Origin of the sequence: Rhodanobacter sp. 7MK24 (assembly GCF_014842995.1) — a bacterium.
Classification (GTDB): Bacteria; Pseudomonadota; Gammaproteobacteria; order Xanthomonadales; family Rhodanobacteraceae; genus Rhodanobacter_A.
On sequence record NZ_JACYXL010000014.1, the window covers coordinates 63,284 to 79,756 of the forward strand.

Here is a 16,473-nt window from a genome sequence, read left to right on the forward strand (position 1 = left end):
ATACGGCGGTCGCGCTGACTGAAAATTAACAACACCCCGTGCCCGGCCGAACGGCCGACAGCACTTCGGAGCATGCGCTCGAACCAGCGACGCAGTCCAGTGCATCGTCCCTTCGTTTACATTCGTGCCTGTCCTGGACGGTGACGAGTGACGATGGATACAAGAAAAGACATGATCGATACCGTGGTATTCGACCTCGGCGGCGTGCTGATCGACTGGAACCCGCGTTACCTCTATCGCCGGTTGTTCGACGACGAAACGGCGATGGAACGTTTCCTCGCCGAAGTCTGCACCAGCGCATGGAACGAGCGGCAGGACGCGGGGCGCTCCTGGCACGAGGCGGTGGACGGCTTGAGTGCGCAGTTTCCACAGCACGCTGGCCTCATCGCGGCTTATCGCGATGGGTGGGAAGAAATGCTGGGTGATGCCATCCAGGGCAGCGTGGATTTGCTTGCGGAGCTGAAGGAGCGCGGTGTGCGTCTGTATGCGCTGACCAATTGGTCGCATGAAACCTTTCCGCGCGCGAAGGAGATCGAGAGATTCGGTTTCCTGCACTGGTTCGAAGGCATCGTCGTTTCCGGGGAGGAGCAGCTGATCAAGCCGGATCCGCGCATCTACCAGCGGCTGTTCGAGCGCTATTCGATCGACCCTGCACGCGCGCTCTACATCGACGATGCGCGCCGCAACGTCGATGCGGCGTCAGCGCTGGGCATGCATGCGTGGTGGTTCCGTGACTCCGATGGCCTGCGTGGGTGGCTGGCTTCGCACGGGCTGGTATCGGCGTAGGCGTCCTGCATAGCGGCACCACGCGCGGAAACAATGCCGCGAGCGAACGGGAGACGCGGGTCAGCGGGTCAGGGCGGCCGTTTTACCATTGGCATTGATCGATCCTCGCGCCGGATCGCATGTGACTGCTGCCCCGCGTCTGGACGGCTATCGGGTAGCGTCGTGACGCGGGTTGCACGCCCGGCGTGGCATTGTCATGAAACCGGCGTAGGTGCCGGAATGCTGGCGCTGTTTTGTTGACGCACTGCCTCGATGTGTTGCGGCAAGGCGAGTGATTCATCGTCGCCACGGCCTGCCTCGACATGCTGCAAACCCCCTGTTCCCAATGCCATTACGCTTCTTTACACGGTGTTGCATACGCGACAGCCGACTCTGGTCAACAAATTGCTAGAGGCTGTTTCGCGTGAGCTCCCTCCGGGGGCGTCTGCGTTACTCGCCGCATGGATGAGGCTTGGTGTGATGAAAGCCGCCAGATCCGACGGCTTGATCGGCAGTCCAACTTCGCACGAGAACCCTCCATGACGATCAATTCGATTTCAAACAACAATCCCTGGCTGACCCAACTCAGCCAGTCCGCCAGCACCAACGCGGCCAGCGGCAGCGCCAGCACGACGGGTTACGCGCCGCCGCCGGGCGGCCTGTTCAGCTCGATCTTCCAGGCGCTGTCCACACTGGGTGTAGGCAGCAGCACGAGCGCTTCGAGCAGCGGCGCCGGCACGACGACGGGTAGCAGCACGGCCGCTACTTCCTCGACCTCGACGCAAAGCCCCCAGCAAGCCATGTCGGCCTTCATGCAAACCCTGATGGGCGCGTTGCAGGCGCAAAGCGGCCAGGCCGCCGGCACGGCTTCCACTACCTCCGACGGCACCGCAGCCGCGGGGGCCGCGGCGGGGTCATCGGCTACTGCAGCGGCCAGCCCGGCGGCTGCCGGCACCGATGGTGCCGACCAGAGCGGCTGGCATCGCGGCGGCCACCACCACCATGGCGGCGGCCAGATGCAGAGCGACCTGCAGAGTCTGATCAGTCAGCTCGACTCGAGCAGCGGCAGCTCTTCCACATCGACTGCGTCCACCGCGTCCACCGCATCGTCGTCGTCCACCTCCGGGGCCTCCAGCAGCGTGCTCGGTTCGCTGGAGCAAAGCTTCCAGAATCTGGTCGGCTCGCTGGGCGGCGCGGCCAGTGGCGCCACGCTGGGCAATTTCCTGCAGACGCTTTCCAGCGACCTGGGCGGGACGTCCGCTTCCGGCGCGATGGTCAGCACCCAGGCCTGACCCCTAGAGGTACAAGTCCTCATGCCTGCACCGCGCTTGTGCGGCGCACGCATGGCGCTGCATCGGGCTTGCGCGGCAGGATGACTGGATCGGCATGAAAAACGCGGGCCATGGGCCCGCGTTCCGTCGTTGCCGCAAACCAGCTGTGCGCAACGATTTATTGTTCCCGCTTCCACACCTGGCTGCGCCCGAGCAGGGAAAAGCCGATGTAGCCGTGCACGTCGAGTTTCTGGCCGCCGTCCTTCAGCGTGAGCTTTACCTTGTAGGTCTTGCCGTTCTTGGGATCGAGGATACGGCCGCCGTCCCACACGTCGTAGTCACGGGTCACGCCCCACATCACGGTCATGCCGATGATGGGCTGGTCCTTGCGTGCGCCGTCGCATTGGGTGCACTTCGGCGGGTTGCCGTCGCGCGCGATGTCCTCGGGCGTGGCGTTCATCACCTGCAGAACCTTGGCCTGCAGCTCGCCATTGGACTCGGTGATCTGCAGGATCGAGGTCGGTTTGCCGGTGACGTCGTCCACCTGCTGCCAGGTGCCCACCGGCGTGCTCAGGTCGGCGGCGGAAACGGCTCCCGTGGCCAGCAGCAGGCCGCAGGCGAGGGTGAGGCGGACAGCATGTTTCATGGTGGCATTCCCCGTGCGTGACAGTATGGTTCGAGCCTGCCGGTGCCGGCCGGAGTCGTCAAGTTGCATCGCGCCAAGCTGAGCCGCATCAGACGAGGCCGTTGTCATGGCTGGCATAATGCATGGCTCCCCACCCCATCCAGACATGACATGACGCAGGCGAACGAAACCCTGGTGCGCCGATTGCTCGGCGAACTGACCGACCCTCACACCGGTGCACCGCTGGCCGAGGTCGTGCGCGCAGTGGGCGTGGACGGGACGCGGGTGTCGGTGGACCTGCAGCTCGGCTACCCTGCGGCGGGTGCGGCCGAGGCCTTGGCCGCAAGGGCGAAGCAGGCACTGGAAGCCGATCCGGCCATCGAATCGGCTGCCGTGTCCGTCACCACCCGTATCCAGTCGCACAAGGTGCAGGGCGCGCTGGCGCCGCTGCCCAACGTGAAAAACGTCATCGTGGTGGCTTCGGGCAAGGGCGGCGTAGGCAAGTCCACGGTGTCGGCCAACCTCGCGCTGGCGCTCAAGGCCGAAGGCGCCAAGGTGGGCGTGCTCGACGCCGACATCTACGGTCCCAGCCAGCCGCGCATGCTCGGCATCAGCGGTCGGCCGGAATCGCCCGACGGCAAGAGCATCACGCCGATGCAGGCGCACGGTTTGCAGGCCATGTCCATCGGTTTTCTCGTGGACGAGGAGACGCCGATGATCTGGCGCGGCCCGATGGTGACCCAGGCGATGATGCAACTGCTTACCGACTCGCGCTGGGAGATGCTGGATTACCTCATCGTCGACCTGCCGCCCGGCACGGGCGACATCCAGCTCACGTTGTCGCAGAAGGTGCCGGTGGCCGGCGCGGTGATCGTCACCACGCCGCAGGACATCGCCCTGCTGGACGCACGGAAGGCGCTCAAGATGTTCGAGAAGGTGGAAGTGCCGGTGCTCGGCATCGTGGAAAACATGGCCACCCATGTCTGCTCGAACTGCGGCCATGAGGAACACATTTTCGGCGAAGGCGGCGGCGTGCGCATGGCCGAGCAGTATCACGTGCCGTATCTCGGCTCGCTGCCGCTGGACATCCGCATCCGCGAACAGGCCGACGGCGGCACGCCCACCGTGGTGGCGATGCCCGATTCCGATCTCGCGGCGCGCTACCGCGAGATCGCCCGCAACGCTGCCGGGCGGTTGTCGCGCCAGCCGCGCAACAAGTCGCTGGGGCTGGGCAAGATCGTGGTGCAGGGTTCCCCCGCCGCATGAGCATTCCGCGGCGCGTGCTCTGCCTGTGCGGCAGCCTGCGCCGTGTTTCCTCCAACCGCGCCACGCTGGAGGCCGCACGGCAACTGGCACCTGCGTCGCTGGAGCTGGCGATTTACGACGGCCTTGCCACGCTGCCGTTGTTCAACCCCGACGACGAACGCGATCCGTTGCCCGCCTCCGTGCTGGCGTTGCGCGAGGCGGTCGGTCGCGCCGACGTGTTGCTGATCGCCTGTCCCGAATACGCCCATGGCGTGCCCGGCGCGTTCAAGAACCTGCTGGACTGGCTGGTGGGCAGCCTGGAATTCCCCGGCAAGCCAGCGCTGCTGCTCAATACCTCGGCGCGCGGCTCGCACCACGCGCAGGAGGCACTGGCCGAGATCCTGTGCACCATGTCCGCCGAACTGCTGACGACGCAGCCCATGCCGGTGGCCTTGCCGGGGGCCGGCTGCACGGCGGAACAGGTGCTGGACAGCGCGGAGCGCCGTGCGGAACTACATAAGGTATTGGACTGCCTGGACTCGGAATTGGGCTGATTTGCCTTGCATGGCGTGCATGACTTTGCTCGTCATCCCGGCGCAGACCGGGATCCAGTAGCGAACACGCTTGCCCAGGCCAGGCAGTCACCCGATCCCAGCCTTCGCCAGGATGACGAACGTGGGGCCCTTCGTTTCGTGTGTGCCCTCAGTTTTTCAGATACGGCGCGTGTGGCCGCACCGTCTATCGCATAGGCGGGAGTGGCTCCCAAGCCCTCGACACAGCCTGCTTGTAGTTCCGGCGTATCAAATCTCTTGGTTCCTTCTCTTGACTCCGGGCATCCTGCCTTCCGCCCTTCGGGCCAGCTTTGCTGTCCGCTACCGCTCCTGCGGTGGCGAACAGCGAAGAGAAGGAACTAGGGCGCCGGCAGGTGATCGAAACCGCTTTGTTCCTTGCGACAACGCAAGCCCCCGCTACCCAAATCGAAAGCAGCAAAGGCCATGAACCGGCCCCGCGCTGGCGCACCGCCTCCCCGACCATGTATTTTTGCAGTTTTACGCTTGGCCTACCCGGGCCCCACGCCGACCGCGGAGTACACGTGAGCATCAAGTCCGACAAGTGGATCCGCCGCATGGCCGCAGGCCACGGCATGATCGAGCCGTTCGAGCCGGGCCAGGTGAAGCTTGGTGCGGATGGCAGCCGCGCGGTCTCGTGGGGCACCTCCAGCTACGGCTACGACGTGCGCTGCGCGCGCGAGTTCAAGGTGTTCACCAACATCAACTCCACCATCGTCGACCCCAAGGCGTTCGATCCGAACAGCTTCGTGGACGTGGTGTCGGACGTGTGCATCATTCCCCCCAATTCCTTCGCGCTGGCGCGCACGGTCGAATACTTCCGCATCCCGCGCGACGTGCTGGTGGTGTGCCTGGGCAAGAGCACCTACGCGCGCTGCGGCATCATCGTCAACGTGACGCCGCTGGAGCCGGAGTGGGAAGGGCACGTCACGCTGGAGTTCTCCAACACCACGCCGTTGCCCGCAAAGATCTACGCCAACGAGGGCGTGGCGCAGATGCTGTTCTTCGAATCCGACGAATCCTGCGAAACCAGCTACCGCGACCGCGGCGGCAAATACCAGGGCCAGCAGGGCGTGACCCTGCCGCGTACCTGAACAGCCATACCGTCCCCGCGCGCCGGCGTTGCCGCGCGCATTAAAATTGCCAAGTCACACGATCGCTTTTCGCAGGAGAACCCGATGATCCGTTTTTCCACCATCCTGACCCGCGCTGCCGCCGCGCTGGTCTTCGGCAGCGTGCTCGTGCTCGCCGGCTGCCACACGAACAGCATCAAGACGCAACAGGCGCAGACGGCCCAGTGGAAGGGCAAGTTCGACACAACGGTCGAGGCCTACAAGGAAGGGCAGTTCGTGATCGACGGCGCAGTGCTTTCCGCGGTCGATGCCGGCAGTCACTTCGCCTATCTCAAGGACACGGGCAAGATGCCCAAGACCATCCTGCTGGTGCCCAGCGACGATTCCAAGGTGCGCAAGGTGCACCTGCAGTACATGGCGCGCATGTCGATCGACTACGGTTTCACCGTGTACTACGACAAGGACGGCCAGCTCACTGAAATCAACGCGATCAACACCACCGCGCGCGAGCTTGAGGACCACCACGCGCCGGCGACGATCAGCAACGGCCAGGAGTGCAAGACCGCTGCCGGTTGCGATTCCGTCGACCAGGCGGCACAGCAGCAGGGACAGGGGCAAGGGCAGCACTGATCGGCCCAGCGATTGGCAGAAGAGCCCGCGGAGCGATCCGCGGGCTTTTTCGTGAGGTGGCATCCGGCCTATTTCAACTCTTCGATGTGCCTCTGCATGTCGTCCCTGCGCATGGGGTCTGTTTCGGCAGGCAGCATTCCCTCGAGGATCGCAAGCTGAGCGGCATCGAGCGCCTTCTTGGCCGACGTCCTGACGTCCGGCACAACGCCCACGCCTTCCCAGTCGCCGTGCGTCACCGGATTGATCGGACGTCCCGACGGCACGAACATCATGAAGTGTGCGTCGATGCGATGCGGTGCACCGGCATGCGCGGCACCGGCCGTGGTTTCGCCGACAAGCCTGGCGCGGCCGGCATTTTTCAGTGCATAAGCGAAGTCTTCGCAGCCCGAGATGGTGTCGTTGCTGGTGAGCAGATAGAGCGGGCGCGCGTGGCCGTAGCGTCTGCCGGGCACGCTCGCCGTCGTCCAGCGTTCCTCCGTGCGGTTCTCGTCGCGGAAATAGATGTCATTGAGATGGGTCGGCTTGTCGAACAGATAGCTGGCCAGCAGCATCACGGTGTCCGGGTCGCCACCCCGGCATTCGCGCAGATCGACGATCAGGGCATCGGTATCGCCGAGCAGGGTCATCGCGGCGGCGATGCGACTGGCTGCCTGTTGCGGCCGGCCGAACGCATGCAGTTCGAGCAGGCCGATGTTGAAGTGCAGCCGGCCGACATTGGCGAAGCCGTAGTTGACCTGCTTCTGGTGCAACGCCTCTTCGGCCTGCTCCTGCGGCGACAGGCCGCCGTCCGGGCTCTCGGCAATGGCTTCCTGGAAGTAACGGACTTCCAGGTGCTTGTCGTGGCTCTGGCCCTGCAAGGCATCGGTGAGGGCGTCGGCAAATTTCTCGGCGCTTCCGATGCCGTCGAAATCCCCGCGTGACAAGTGTGCGCGCAGGTCCTTTCCGATCAGGGCGGCCTTGTCCGGAAAGACATAGCCGCGGTCGAGATTGGCGATCACGTTGTTTATGACCTCGGCGCGCGTCGCCTTGTCGATGACCATGTCCTTCTGCGGCGGCTCGTGCGGAGGGCCTGCATCCGGCCACGCCAGCGCGGCGATGCTGCCCAGCGCGGATATCCCGACGATGGCCGCAGCGGTGGCGATCTTGGCTTTTTTGTTCATCCCACTTTCCTCCCGGTATGTGCGTCGACGACCGACAGGGCCAAGCCTGCGACCACAATGTGGGGGAATCGTGTGCGCCGGCTTCGGCGCGGCCCGCGTCTTACAAGTCGACGCGATAGCCGAGTCCATAGATCGAATGGATGATCTCGACACCTGGTAGCGCTGTGGCGAGCTTGCGCCGCAGGTTCTTGATGTGCGTGTCGATGGCGCGATCGCTGACGTCGAGGTTGTCGCGCCGGGCGATGTCCAGCAGTTGCGCACGCGAGAACGCCGTGCCGGGCCGTTTCGCCATCGCTGCGAACATGTTGTATTCGCTCGGCGTCAGGTCGAGCGTCTGTGGTCCGATGCGTGCAGCGTGCGCCGCTTCGTCGATCTCCACGAGCGGGCGTCGTGCCTCAGGGCCGTGCGAACGACGCAGGATCGTCTTGATGCGCGCGACGAGTTCCCTGGGGCTGAACGGTTTGCAGACGTAGTCGTCGGCTCCCGCTTCCAGGCCGAGCAGGCGGTCGATCTCCTCGACTCGCGCGGTCAGCATGAGGATAGGCACGTCGGAAAACGCACGCACGGCGCGGCACACGGCGAGGCCGTCGAGCCCGGGAAGCATCAGGTCGAGCACGATCAGGTCGGGAGGAGTGCGGCGGATGCCGGCGAGGGCGGCGATGCCGTCGGCGATCACCTCGGCCTTGAACCCGGCGGCGACCACGTAGTCGGCGACTATTGCCGCAAGGTCGCCTTCATCTTCCACGATGAGAATCGTCGGGCTCATGCGCCGTGCAATTTCAGGATGATGGTTGCGCGCAACCCGCCGAGCGGCGACGGGGCGAATTCGAGGCGGCCGCCGTGCGCGGCGAGAATCTGCCTGCCCAGTGCCAGGCCCAGCCCACTGCCACCGGAGGCCCGGCTGCGCGAAGCGTCCATCCGGAAGAACCGCTCGCCGAGACGGTCGAGCGACGAGCCGGGTATGCCTGGAGCGGAGTCGTCGATGGTCATGCGCACTTCGCCGGCGGACGCGGTGCCGGCCAGTGCGACGTGGCCGCCGGCCGCGGTGTAGCGCGCGCTGTTCTCGAACAGATTGGCGGCGACCTGACGCAGGCGATCGGCATCGCAGATCACGAGGGAGTGGGCAGGTGCTTCGCCGATTTCGGCACCCAGTCCGGCGGCGTGGAATCGATCAGCGAAATCATCGAATACCTCGCGCATGAGCAGCCATGCGTCGTGCGGTGCCATGTCGTAGGCGGTTTGCCCGATGTCGGCGCGGGCCAGTTCGTACAGGTCGTCGACAAGCTTGCCCAGCGAACGCACCTGGCGCTCCATCAGGGCGAGGCTCTCCGGCGTGACGGCACGGACGCGATCCTGCAGGCTTTCCACTTGCGCGCGAAGTACGGCCAGCGGCGTGCGCAGTTCGTGCGAGGTCTCCGCGATCCATTGCCTGCGCGCGCGTTCCGCATCTTCGAGCCGGGCGGCCAGGTGGTTGAAGGCGCTGGCGAGCTCGCCGAGTTCGTCGCTGCGGCGCAAGTCGATGCGGGTGTCGAATCGCGCCTGTTCGAGCTGGCGCGCACCCGCGGCAAGCCGCGCAATCGGCCGACGCAGATGCGCCGCGAACAGCGCCGCGATCATCGCACTCAGTAGCAAGCCGGCCATGCCAACGAACAGCAGGTGGTTTTGCTGATCGATCAGAAACGCCATGGCCAGTGCATCGTCGGGATTCTGCGGCTGCGCCACCACGAGCGAACCGATCCGCTCGCCATCGACGATCAACGGGTGCGCGATCCGGTCTGGCGAGACCAGGGCGACCGTCATGGGATTGGCCAGCACGCCAGCCAGGTAGTTTCCTTGCCGGTCCACCAGGCCGAGGCGGTGGACGACGCTTGCCGCATCGGATTTCGCCTGGAATACGGCTGCGGTTTCCAGCGAATGCGCATATGCGTCGGACAGCCACGCCTTGCGTTGCGCAGCATCGGCCGGCAGGAACGACCAGTCGTGATGCACCTGGTATTGGGCTTGCAGCGAGGTGCCCAGGCTGTCGAGGAAGTGCGTATCCGTATCGGGCAGGCCGCCGGAGAAATTGTCCAGCAGCTTCCAGCGCGCCAGTTCGATGCCAAGCGCACCGAGCGAAAGCATGGTCAGCCAGACGGTGAAGAACAGACGGTGGCCGATGGACAACTTCAAGGGTGCGAAGTCACTGGCGGCCAGGAGGCACGTCAGCTGGCCCAGTGCGATCCAGGGCATCGCGCAATGCGTTCAACCGGTTCGTCAGGGCCTCGCGATCGTACGGTTCGCGTTTGCCGTGGCCCCATGCCGGTCCGGGCCATGCCGCATCGTCTTGCGTGCGGGCCAATACGTGCAGATGCAACTGGCGCACGATGTTGCCCAATGCGCCGAGGTTGAGCTTGTCACAGGGCGCCACCGCGCGCAGCGCAGTGGCGCACCAGTTCGCCTCGCGCCAAAGCAGCTGCTGTTCCGCATCGGTGAGATCGGCGACTTCCACCATGTCCGCGCGGCGCGGTACCAGCACCAGCCATGCGAAGCGCGCATCGTCCATCAGGCGCAGCTCGCACAGCGGCAGCACGGCAACGTGGCGGGTGTCGGCTTCCAGCCGTGGATCGAGCGCAAATGCCGCCTCGCTCATGCGCCGGCCAGCTGCTGGTCGAAGAAGGCCAGTGTGCGTTGCCATGCCAATGTTGCGCTGGGCTCGTGGTAGTGCGGATCGCCGTCGCGGTTGAACGCATGGCCTGCGCCGGGATAGACGAAGGTATCCATTTGCGGCAGTTGCTCACGGTGCTGCGCCACCGCTTCGGGCGGGATCGACGCATCGTTCTCGCCGAAGTGGAACATCACCGGTGCCTTCGGCGTTTCCACCAGGAAAGGCACGTTGCGCGCACCGTAATAACTCACTGCAGGCAATCCCAGCCGCAACGCGGCGAGCAGGGCGATCGTGCCGCCCCAACAGTAGCCGGCCACGCCGACCTTGCCGGAGGAAGCGATGGATTCGGCGGCGCTGGCGACGTCCTCCAGCGGGCGGTCCAGCCCCAGCTCGTAAACCAGGGCCTTGCCGCGTGCCATGCCCACCTCGTCGTAGTCCAGTTCCAGCCAGGACTCCAGGTGGTCGAAAAAAGCGGGCGCGATGGCGGTGTAACCGGCGGCGGCGAAGCGATCGGCCACGCTGCGGATGTGGGCCGTGACGCCGAAGATCTCCTGTACCACCACGATGCCGCCCTTCGGCTTGCCCTCGGGCTGGGCAAGGTAGCCGCCGATGCACTGCGTGCGCGAGGTGGGGATGTGGATGTGCTGACCCATGGCGGTCGTCTCCCGAGCGGCGGTTGCCGGGATTCTAACCGGCGCGCGTGCCGGTGGTGGGTGAAGGTGCGCTGCCCTGGCCTCGAGGCCGGTCATTCCGGCCTTGGCCGGGACGACCGGCCTGTATCCGGCGCCTTGGCCCAGGCTGCATGGCCGTATAATTCGCCGTTTCCCCATTCCCCACGGTTGTCGCCGCCATGTCGCAGGCCACGCAGAAAATCGGTTTCGTCAGCCTTGGCTGCCCCAAGGCGCTGGTGGATTCCGAGCGCATCCTCACCCAGCTCAAGGTCGAGGGCTACGAGATCGTGCCCAGCTACGGCGAGGCCGACGCCGTGGTGGTGAACACCTGCGGCTTCATCGACGCCGCGGTGCAGGAGTCGCTGGACTCCATCGGCACCGCTCTGCACGAGAACGGCAAGGTGATCGTCACCGGCTGCCTCGGCAAGCGCGCCGAGCTGATCCGCGAAGCCTACCCCGACGTGCTCTCGATCAGCGGCCCGCAGGACTACGCCAGCGTGATGCATGCGGTGCACGAGGCGCTGCCGCCGGTGCGCAACAAGTTCCTCGACATCGTGCCGGACACTGGCGTGAAGTTGACCCCCAAGCACTACGCGTACCTGAAGATTTCCGAAGGCTGCAACCACCGCTGCAGCTTCTGCATCATCCCCTCGATGCGCGGCGATCTCGTCTCGCGTCCGGTGGACCAGGTGCTGCTGGAGGCCGAGAAGCTGGTGAAGGGCGGCGTGAAGGAGCTGCTGGTGATCTCGCAGGACACCAGCGCCTACGGCGTCGACCTCAAGTACGCCGAGCGCGAATGGCGCGGCAAGGCGTACCGCACGCGCATGACCGAGCTGTGCGAAGGCCTGGCCGAACTCGGCGTGTGGACCCGCCTGCACTACGTCTACCCGTACCCGCACGTGGACGAGGTGATGCCGCTGATGGCCGAGGGCAAGATCCTCCCGTACCTCGATATTCCGTTCCAGCACGCCAGCCCGCGCATCCTCAAGCTGATGAAGCGCCCGGGCAACATCGACAAGACGCTGGAGCGCATCCGCAACTGGCGCAAGCAGGTGCCCGACCTCACCATCCGCAGCACCTTCATCGTCGGCTTCCCCGGCGAGACCGACGCCGAGTTCGAGGAATTGCTCGACTTCCTGCGCGAAGCCGAACTCGATCGCGTGGGCGCCTTCGCCTACTCGCCGGTGGACGGCGCCAAAGCCAACGAACTGCCGGGCGCCGTCTCCGAGGAGCTGAAGGAAGACCGCCTCGAACAGTTCATGGCCGTGCAGGCGGAGATCTCCGCCGCCAAGCTGCAGCGCAAGATAGGCCGGACCATCAAGGTGCTGGTGGACGAAGCGAACGCCGAGGGCGCTGTTGCCCGCTCGGCCGCCGACGCGCCGGAGATCGACGGCAGCGTGCTGATCTCCGACGGACAGGGCCTCAAGCCCGGCCAGTTCGTCGACGTGGTGGTCGACGGCGCCAGCGAACACGATCTCACCGCGCGCCTGGCGCATCCGACCCTCAAGATCGTGTAATCACCCATGCGCTACATCGCGCCCGTTCGTGACGCGGTCGATCCGCAGGTGTTCGGGCGGATGCCGCTGGCGGCGTGGCACGAGTACAGCGGATTGATCGGGGGCCGCGACTGGCCTTCGATCGAGGCGCTCAACGGCTGCCGTCCTGCGGGCATGCACGAACGCTTCGCGGCGCAGAACCGCGAGCTGCTGGCCGACGATCAGCACTATGAACAGCGCATCGCCGAGCGCGGCGAGATCGCCACACGCGAAAACAACTGGCACGACCTGTTCAACGCCCTGGTCTGGCTGCGTCACCCGGCGCTCAAGCGCGCGCTCAACGCGCGGCAGATGGCCGAAATCGTCCACATGGGCACGAAGCAGCGTTCGCGTGCCCAATACGCGCTTACCCACTTCGATGAAGCCGGTGTGGTGATCGCGCTTCGCGATCAGGCGTTGCTCGCGCTATGGGACGCCCACGACTGGCACGGCCTGTTCTGGCGCGAGCGCGCCGCATGGCTGGACGGCCGCATCCAGGTGGAACTGTTCGGCCATGCGTTGCTTGAACACGCGTTGACGCCGAGGCAGTTGCTGGTGGGGAAGGCGCTGGTGGTCGTTGGCCCGGACCTGTCGACCGTCGCGGCTCTCGAGGCCTGTGCACAAGCGATTCGTGCGGGCAAGGTACTGTGCGATCCGCTGGAGCTGAGGCCCTTGCCGCTGGCTGGGGTGCCCGGTTGGCATCCGGACAATACGCAGGAAACATTTTGCCATGAGGCTGCGTGTTTCCAACCTGCAAGGGCAGGGCGGCGCTACCCTGCAGCGCTTGAGCTCCGGGACGAAGCGGCTTGCGCCGCCACTTGCGGGCGTGACGGATGAGAAGGCGGACCTGAGCCTGCCCGGTTCGATGCGGCACCCCAGGAGAGTCGTATGGATGGCATCTACCAGATCACGCCATTTCTACATGTGCCGGACATGAGTGAAGCCCTTTCCTTCTTCCATGACATTCTCATGTTCGAGGTCAAGTACCGCCATGGCGACTATGCCTACCTTGAGCTTGAAGGTTGTGGGCTGCGCCTGCTTGAAGAGCCGACGCGCAAACTCACCCCTGACGGAAAGGCCAGGGTCGCCATTTGCATCGATGTCGCGGATGTTGATGCGTTGCATGCGAAGCTCGGTCCCGCGCTCGCCACACTGCCGCCTGATCGTGTAGAGCCGTTGAAGGACATGCCGTATCGCCAACGGGAGTTTCAGGTGCGCATGCCGGACGGCGACTGACTCAACTTCACGGCGCCCATGGCGTGAATCTCCAGCAAAGCCCGGGCTGACCTGGTTGATTTGCACGTCTGAAGCGGCGCGGGCAATTCCGTTGGAGTGCGTGGACGCCAAGCGTACGATGGCCCGGTGTTGTCGCACTGCAGGCTTTCCAAATGTCACAAGCCCGATCTCACGTTTCGAGGAAAAGCCGCATCCATGGCGCACTGATGGGTGCATTCATCGGTGATGCATTGGCTCTCGGCCCGCACTGGTACTACGACCTCGACGCGCTCAGGCGCGACTACGGCGACTGGGTCGGCGACTACACGGCGCCGAAGCCGGGGCGCTATCACGAGGGCCTGCCGGCGGGTGCTTCCTCGCAGGCTGGGTTCATCCTGGCGTTGACGCTGCGCTCGCTGGTGAGCTGCGGGGGTTATGACGAGGCGGATTTTTGCGACCGGATGGATCGCGAGCTGTTTCCGTTGCTGGACGGCACGCCGATGGCGGGGCCGGGTGGTTACACCAGCCAGTCGATCCGCGAGGCGTGGCGCAAACGCCGCGCCGGCCTGCCCTGGGGGCAGGTGGCAGGGCTGGCGGACAACACCGAGGCGGCGGAACGGGTCCTGACGATCGCACTGCGTTATGCGGGCGAGCCGGCGCAACTGGCGCAGCATGTCAGCAGCAATGTGGCGCTTACCCAGCGCGATCCCACGGTGGGTGCGATGACGCTGGCGTTTGCCGTGGTGCTGGGACAGCTGGCGAACGGCGTGGCGCTGGACGCGGACTTGTCCGGTCGGCTGATGAGCTTGGTGAAGTCCGGCGAGCTGCCGTTCCACACCGTGACCAGCGGTGAGCTGGACGTACCGAAAGATGCGGAGGCGCCATTGCAGGCTGGGCAGTTTGCTTCGCCCGATGCCTTGCTCACGGTGTCGTCCATCGCGAAGGCGGCGCACGATCCCGCTGTCGCGATCGAGCCAGCGTCGAAGGTGGGTCTGGTCTACGGCCTGCCGTGCGCGGTGTACCACCAATTTCCCGCGGCCTATTACCTGGCAGCACGTTTCCAGGGCGACGTGGAGCAGGGCGTGCTCAACGCGGTGAACGCGGGCGGGCAGAACCAGGCCCGCGCCATGCTCACCGGTGCGCTGTGCGGCGCGATCGGCGGGATCGAGGCGATACCAGGGCGTTTCATCGCTGGGCTGGAAAAAGGCGCGGAATACCTGGCGCTGGCGGAGGCTCTGGCGCTTCAGTCGGATTGACCTGGCGCCGGGAGGCTGCTGATGAAACGTACGTGGACCATCATCGGCGTGCGCGATGTCGCCCGCAGTCTCGCGTGGTACCAGCGCCTGTTCGGCCGGCCCGCGACGGCGCCCGAGCACGACTACTTCGGACAGCTCGTCGACGCGGACGGCACGGTGCTGCTCTGCCTGCACGCGTGGGGCGCGCACGACCGTCCATCCCTGGCCAGCCCCGACCTCGCCACGCCCGGCAATGGACTGCTGCTGTTCTTCCGCGTGGATGATTTCGATGCTGCGCTGGAACGGGCGGGCACCTTGGTATCCAGGCGACGTCCCCCCCCGCTTTTGAGTAGCACAGCGATTTGGAGTCCAATCCCCCAACCGACGGAGATTGGACGTGAAGAAGCGTTTTACCGAAGAGCAGATCATCGGCTTCCTGCGCGAGGCGGAAGCCGGCGTGGCGGTGAAGGATCTATGCCGCAAGCACGGCTTCAGCGAAGCCTCGTACTACCTGTGGCGCAGCAAGTTCGGCGGCATGACGGTGCCTGAGGCCAAACGGCTTAAGGAGTTGGAGGCGGAGAACGCCCGGCTGAAGAAGCTCCTGGCCGAGTCAATGCTGGAGAACGAGATCACCCGCGAGGCATTGCGAAAAAAGTGGTGACCGCACCNCGGCCGTTTGGAGTCCAATCCCCCAACCGACGGAGATTGGACGTGAAGAAGCGTTTTACCGAAGAGCAGATCATCGGCTTCCTGCGCGAGGCGGAAGCCGGCGTGGCGGTGAAGGATCTATGCCGCAAGCACGGCTTCAGCGAAGCCTCGTACTACCTGTGGCGCAGCAAGTTCGGCGGCATGAGCGTGCCGGACGCCAAGCGCCTGAAGGAGCTGGAGACGGAGAACACGCGGCTGAAGAAGCTGCTGGTCGAGCAGATGCTTGAGAACGAGGTGATCCGGGACGTCCTGCGAAAAAAACCGTAGGCGCACCGGCCCGACGCGCGTTGGTGCGCCAGATGATCGACAAGGGGCTGAGCGAACGGCGCTCGTTGCGCGTGGTGGGCATGAGCGCCAGCGCGTACCGCTATCAGGCGCAGCCAGACCGCAATGTGACGCTGCGGCGGCGGATCGTGGAGCTGGCGCAGCGACACAAGCGCTATGGCGTAGGGATGATCCACCTGAAGCTTCGGCAGGAGGGCAACGAGCCGGTGAACTACAAGCGTGTGGAGCGGCTGTATCGGGAGGAGCGGCTGCAGGTGCGTCGGCGCAAGCGGAAGAAGGTGCCGGTGAGCGAGCGGCAACCGCTGGTCCGTCCATCGGCGCCCAACGAAGTGTGGTCGATGGATTTCGTGTTCGATTGCACCGCCGACGCCCGCGTCCTCAAGTGCCTGACCATCGTCGACGACGCCACGCATGAGTCGGTGGGCATCGAGGTCGAACGAGCCATCTCCGGTATCGGCGTGACGCGCGTGCTGGATCGCTTGGGCGTCATTCGCGGCCTGCCCAAGACGATCCGCACCGACAACGGCAAGGAGTTCTGCGGCAAGGCGATGGTTGCCTGGGCGCACGAGCGCGGTGTGCAGCTGCGCCTGATCGAACCAGGCAAGCCGAACCAGAACGCCTACATCGAGTCGTTCAACGGCCGCCTGCGCGACGAATGCCTCAACGAACACTGGTTTCCCAGCCTGCTGCACGCGCGCACCGAGATCGAACGCTGGCGCCGGGAGTACAACGAGGAGCGACCGAAGAAGGCGTTGGGCGGGCTGACACCGGCCGCCTACGCGAAGCAGTTAAAGTAACTCCGGACTCTAAACCGACCCGCTACTCAAAGCGGGGGGACGTCG

The 16,473-nt window shown here is 65.3% G+C and carries 17 protein-coding genes and 2 pseudogenes; 13 read left to right on the forward strand and 6 right to left on the reverse strand.

Features of this window, described 5'->3' with window-relative positions; all coding sequences use genetic code 11:
- Positions 1-153 precede the first annotated feature (153 nt).
- Both IHE49_RS17290 and IHE49_RS17295 read left to right on the forward strand, forming a co-directional pair.
- Positions 154-786 carry an HAD family phosphatase gene (locus tag IHE49_RS17290; protein WP_225578532.1) on the forward strand — a complete coding sequence of 211 codons (633 nt, stop codon included), beginning with the start codon at positions 154-156 and terminating at the stop codon, positions 784-786.
- 518 nt (positions 787-1,304) lie between these two features.
- Positions 1,305-2,057 (forward strand): hypothetical protein, encoded by a 753-nt coding sequence (locus IHE49_RS17295; protein WP_192160261.1) that lies wholly within the window; start codon positions 1,305-1,307, stop codon positions 2,055-2,057.
- Positions 2,058-2,214: 157 nt separating this feature from the next.
- On the opposite strand, the gene IHE49_RS17300 is transcribed toward IHE49_RS17295, so the two are convergent.
- Positions 2,215-2,682, reverse strand: coding sequence for a DUF2147 domain-containing protein (locus tag IHE49_RS17300; protein WP_192160264.1), 468 nt, complete (start codon positions 2,680-2,682; stop codon positions 2,215-2,217).
- A gap of 150 nt (positions 2,683-2,832) precedes the next feature.
- Here IHE49_RS17300 and apbC point away from each other — a divergent pair, with 150 nt between their 5' ends.
- From apbC to IHE49_RS17320, 4 genes are all read left to right on the forward strand, one after another.
- Positions 2,833-3,927 (forward strand): iron-sulfur cluster carrier protein ApbC, encoded by a 1,095-nt coding sequence (apbC, locus tag IHE49_RS17305; protein ID WP_192160266.1) that lies wholly within the window; start codon positions 2,833-2,835, stop codon positions 3,925-3,927.
- Positions 3,924-4,460 carry an NADPH-dependent FMN reductase gene (locus tag IHE49_RS17310; protein WP_192160268.1) on the forward strand — a complete coding sequence of 179 codons (537 nt, stop codon included), beginning with the start codon at positions 3,924-3,926 and terminating at the stop codon, positions 4,458-4,460. Before apbC ends, IHE49_RS17310 begins: the two co-directional genes overlap by 4 nt.
- Before the next feature lie 539 nt (positions 4,461-4,999).
- Positions 5,000-5,569, forward strand: coding sequence for a dCTP deaminase (gene dcd, locus IHE49_RS17315; protein ID WP_192160269.1), 570 nt, complete (start codon positions 5,000-5,002; stop codon positions 5,567-5,569).
- Positions 5,570-5,653: 84 nt separating this feature from the next.
- The gene (locus IHE49_RS17320; RefSeq protein WP_192160271.1) at positions 5,654-6,178 is read left to right on the forward strand and encodes a hypothetical protein; all 525 of its coding nucleotides are present in this window, start codon (positions 5,654-5,656) and stop codon (positions 6,176-6,178) included.
- A gap of 68 nt (positions 6,179-6,246) precedes the next feature.
- On the opposite strand, the gene IHE49_RS17325 is transcribed toward IHE49_RS17320, so the two are convergent.
- From IHE49_RS17325 to IHE49_RS17345, 5 genes are all read right to left on the reverse strand, one after another.
- Positions 6,247-7,338 carry a S41 family peptidase gene (locus IHE49_RS17325; RefSeq protein WP_192160272.1) on the reverse strand — a complete coding sequence of 364 codons (1,092 nt, stop codon included), beginning with the start codon at positions 7,336-7,338 and terminating at the stop codon, positions 6,247-6,249.
- Positions 7,339-7,438: 100 nt separating this feature from the next.
- Positions 7,439-8,104: a response regulator gene (locus IHE49_RS17330; protein WP_192160273.1), complete on the reverse strand. Its 666-nt coding sequence runs from the start codon at positions 8,102-8,104 to the stop codon at positions 7,439-7,441.
- A complete protein-coding gene (locus tag IHE49_RS17335) occupies positions 8,101-9,567 on the reverse strand; it encodes an ATP-binding protein (protein ID WP_192160274.1) in 1,467 nt (488 codons plus the stop codon). Before IHE49_RS17335 ends, IHE49_RS17330 begins: the two co-directional genes overlap by 4 nt.
- Positions 9,518-9,967 carry an HIT family protein gene (locus IHE49_RS17340; RefSeq protein WP_192160275.1) on the reverse strand — a complete coding sequence of 150 codons (450 nt, stop codon included), beginning with the start codon at positions 9,965-9,967 and terminating at the stop codon, positions 9,518-9,520. Before IHE49_RS17340 ends, IHE49_RS17335 begins: the two co-directional genes overlap by 50 nt.
- Positions 9,964-10,635, reverse strand: coding sequence for a dienelactone hydrolase family protein (locus IHE49_RS17345; protein WP_192160276.1), 672 nt, complete (start codon positions 10,633-10,635; stop codon positions 9,964-9,966). The genes IHE49_RS17340 and IHE49_RS17345 overlap by 4 nt, the downstream gene beginning before the upstream one ends.
- Positions 10,636-10,832: 197 nt before the next feature.
- On the opposite strand from IHE49_RS17345, the gene rimO reads away from it, so the two are divergent.
- From rimO to IHE49_RS17375, 7 genes and pseudogenes are all read left to right on the forward strand, one after another.
- Positions 10,833-12,170 carry a 30S ribosomal protein S12 methylthiotransferase RimO gene (gene rimO, locus IHE49_RS17350; RefSeq protein ID WP_192160277.1) on the forward strand — a complete coding sequence of 446 codons (1,338 nt, stop codon included), beginning with the start codon at positions 10,833-10,835 and terminating at the stop codon, positions 12,168-12,170.
- Positions 12,171-12,176: 6 nt separating this feature from the next.
- Positions 12,177-13,025, forward strand: a complete 849-nt coding sequence (locus IHE49_RS17355) for a DUF3025 domain-containing protein (RefSeq protein WP_192160278.1) — start codon at positions 12,177-12,179, stop codon at positions 13,023-13,025.
- Positions 13,026-13,076: 51 nt separating this feature from the next.
- Positions 13,077-13,424: a VOC family protein gene (locus IHE49_RS17360; RefSeq protein WP_192160280.1), complete on the forward strand. Its 348-nt coding sequence runs from the start codon at positions 13,077-13,079 to the stop codon at positions 13,422-13,424.
- A gap of 206 nt (positions 13,425-13,630) precedes the next feature.
- Positions 13,631-14,659 carry an ADP-ribosylglycohydrolase family protein gene (locus tag IHE49_RS17365; RefSeq protein ID WP_225578534.1) on the forward strand — a complete coding sequence of 343 codons (1,029 nt, stop codon included), beginning with the start codon at positions 13,631-13,633 and terminating at the stop codon, positions 14,657-14,659.
- Positions 14,660-14,680: 21 nt separating this feature from the next.
- Positions 14,681-14,935 (forward strand): annotated as a pseudogene (locus IHE49_RS18690) (VOC family protein); the annotation flags it as partial.
- A 100-nt stretch (positions 14,936-15,035) separates the two neighbouring features.
- Positions 15,036-15,290 (forward strand): annotated as a pseudogene (locus tag IHE49_RS17370) (transposase); the annotation flags it as partial.
- 59 nt (positions 15,291-15,349) lie between these two features.
- Positions 15,350-16,428 (forward strand): IS3 family transposase gene (locus tag IHE49_RS17375; protein ID WP_192160284.1). Its coding sequence is split into 2 segments (ribosomal slippage): positions 15,350-15,602 and positions 15,602-16,428, totalling 1,080 coding nucleotides; the frame shifts between segments, so codons are not numbered across the junction.
- Positions 16,429-16,473 lie beyond the last annotated feature (45 nt).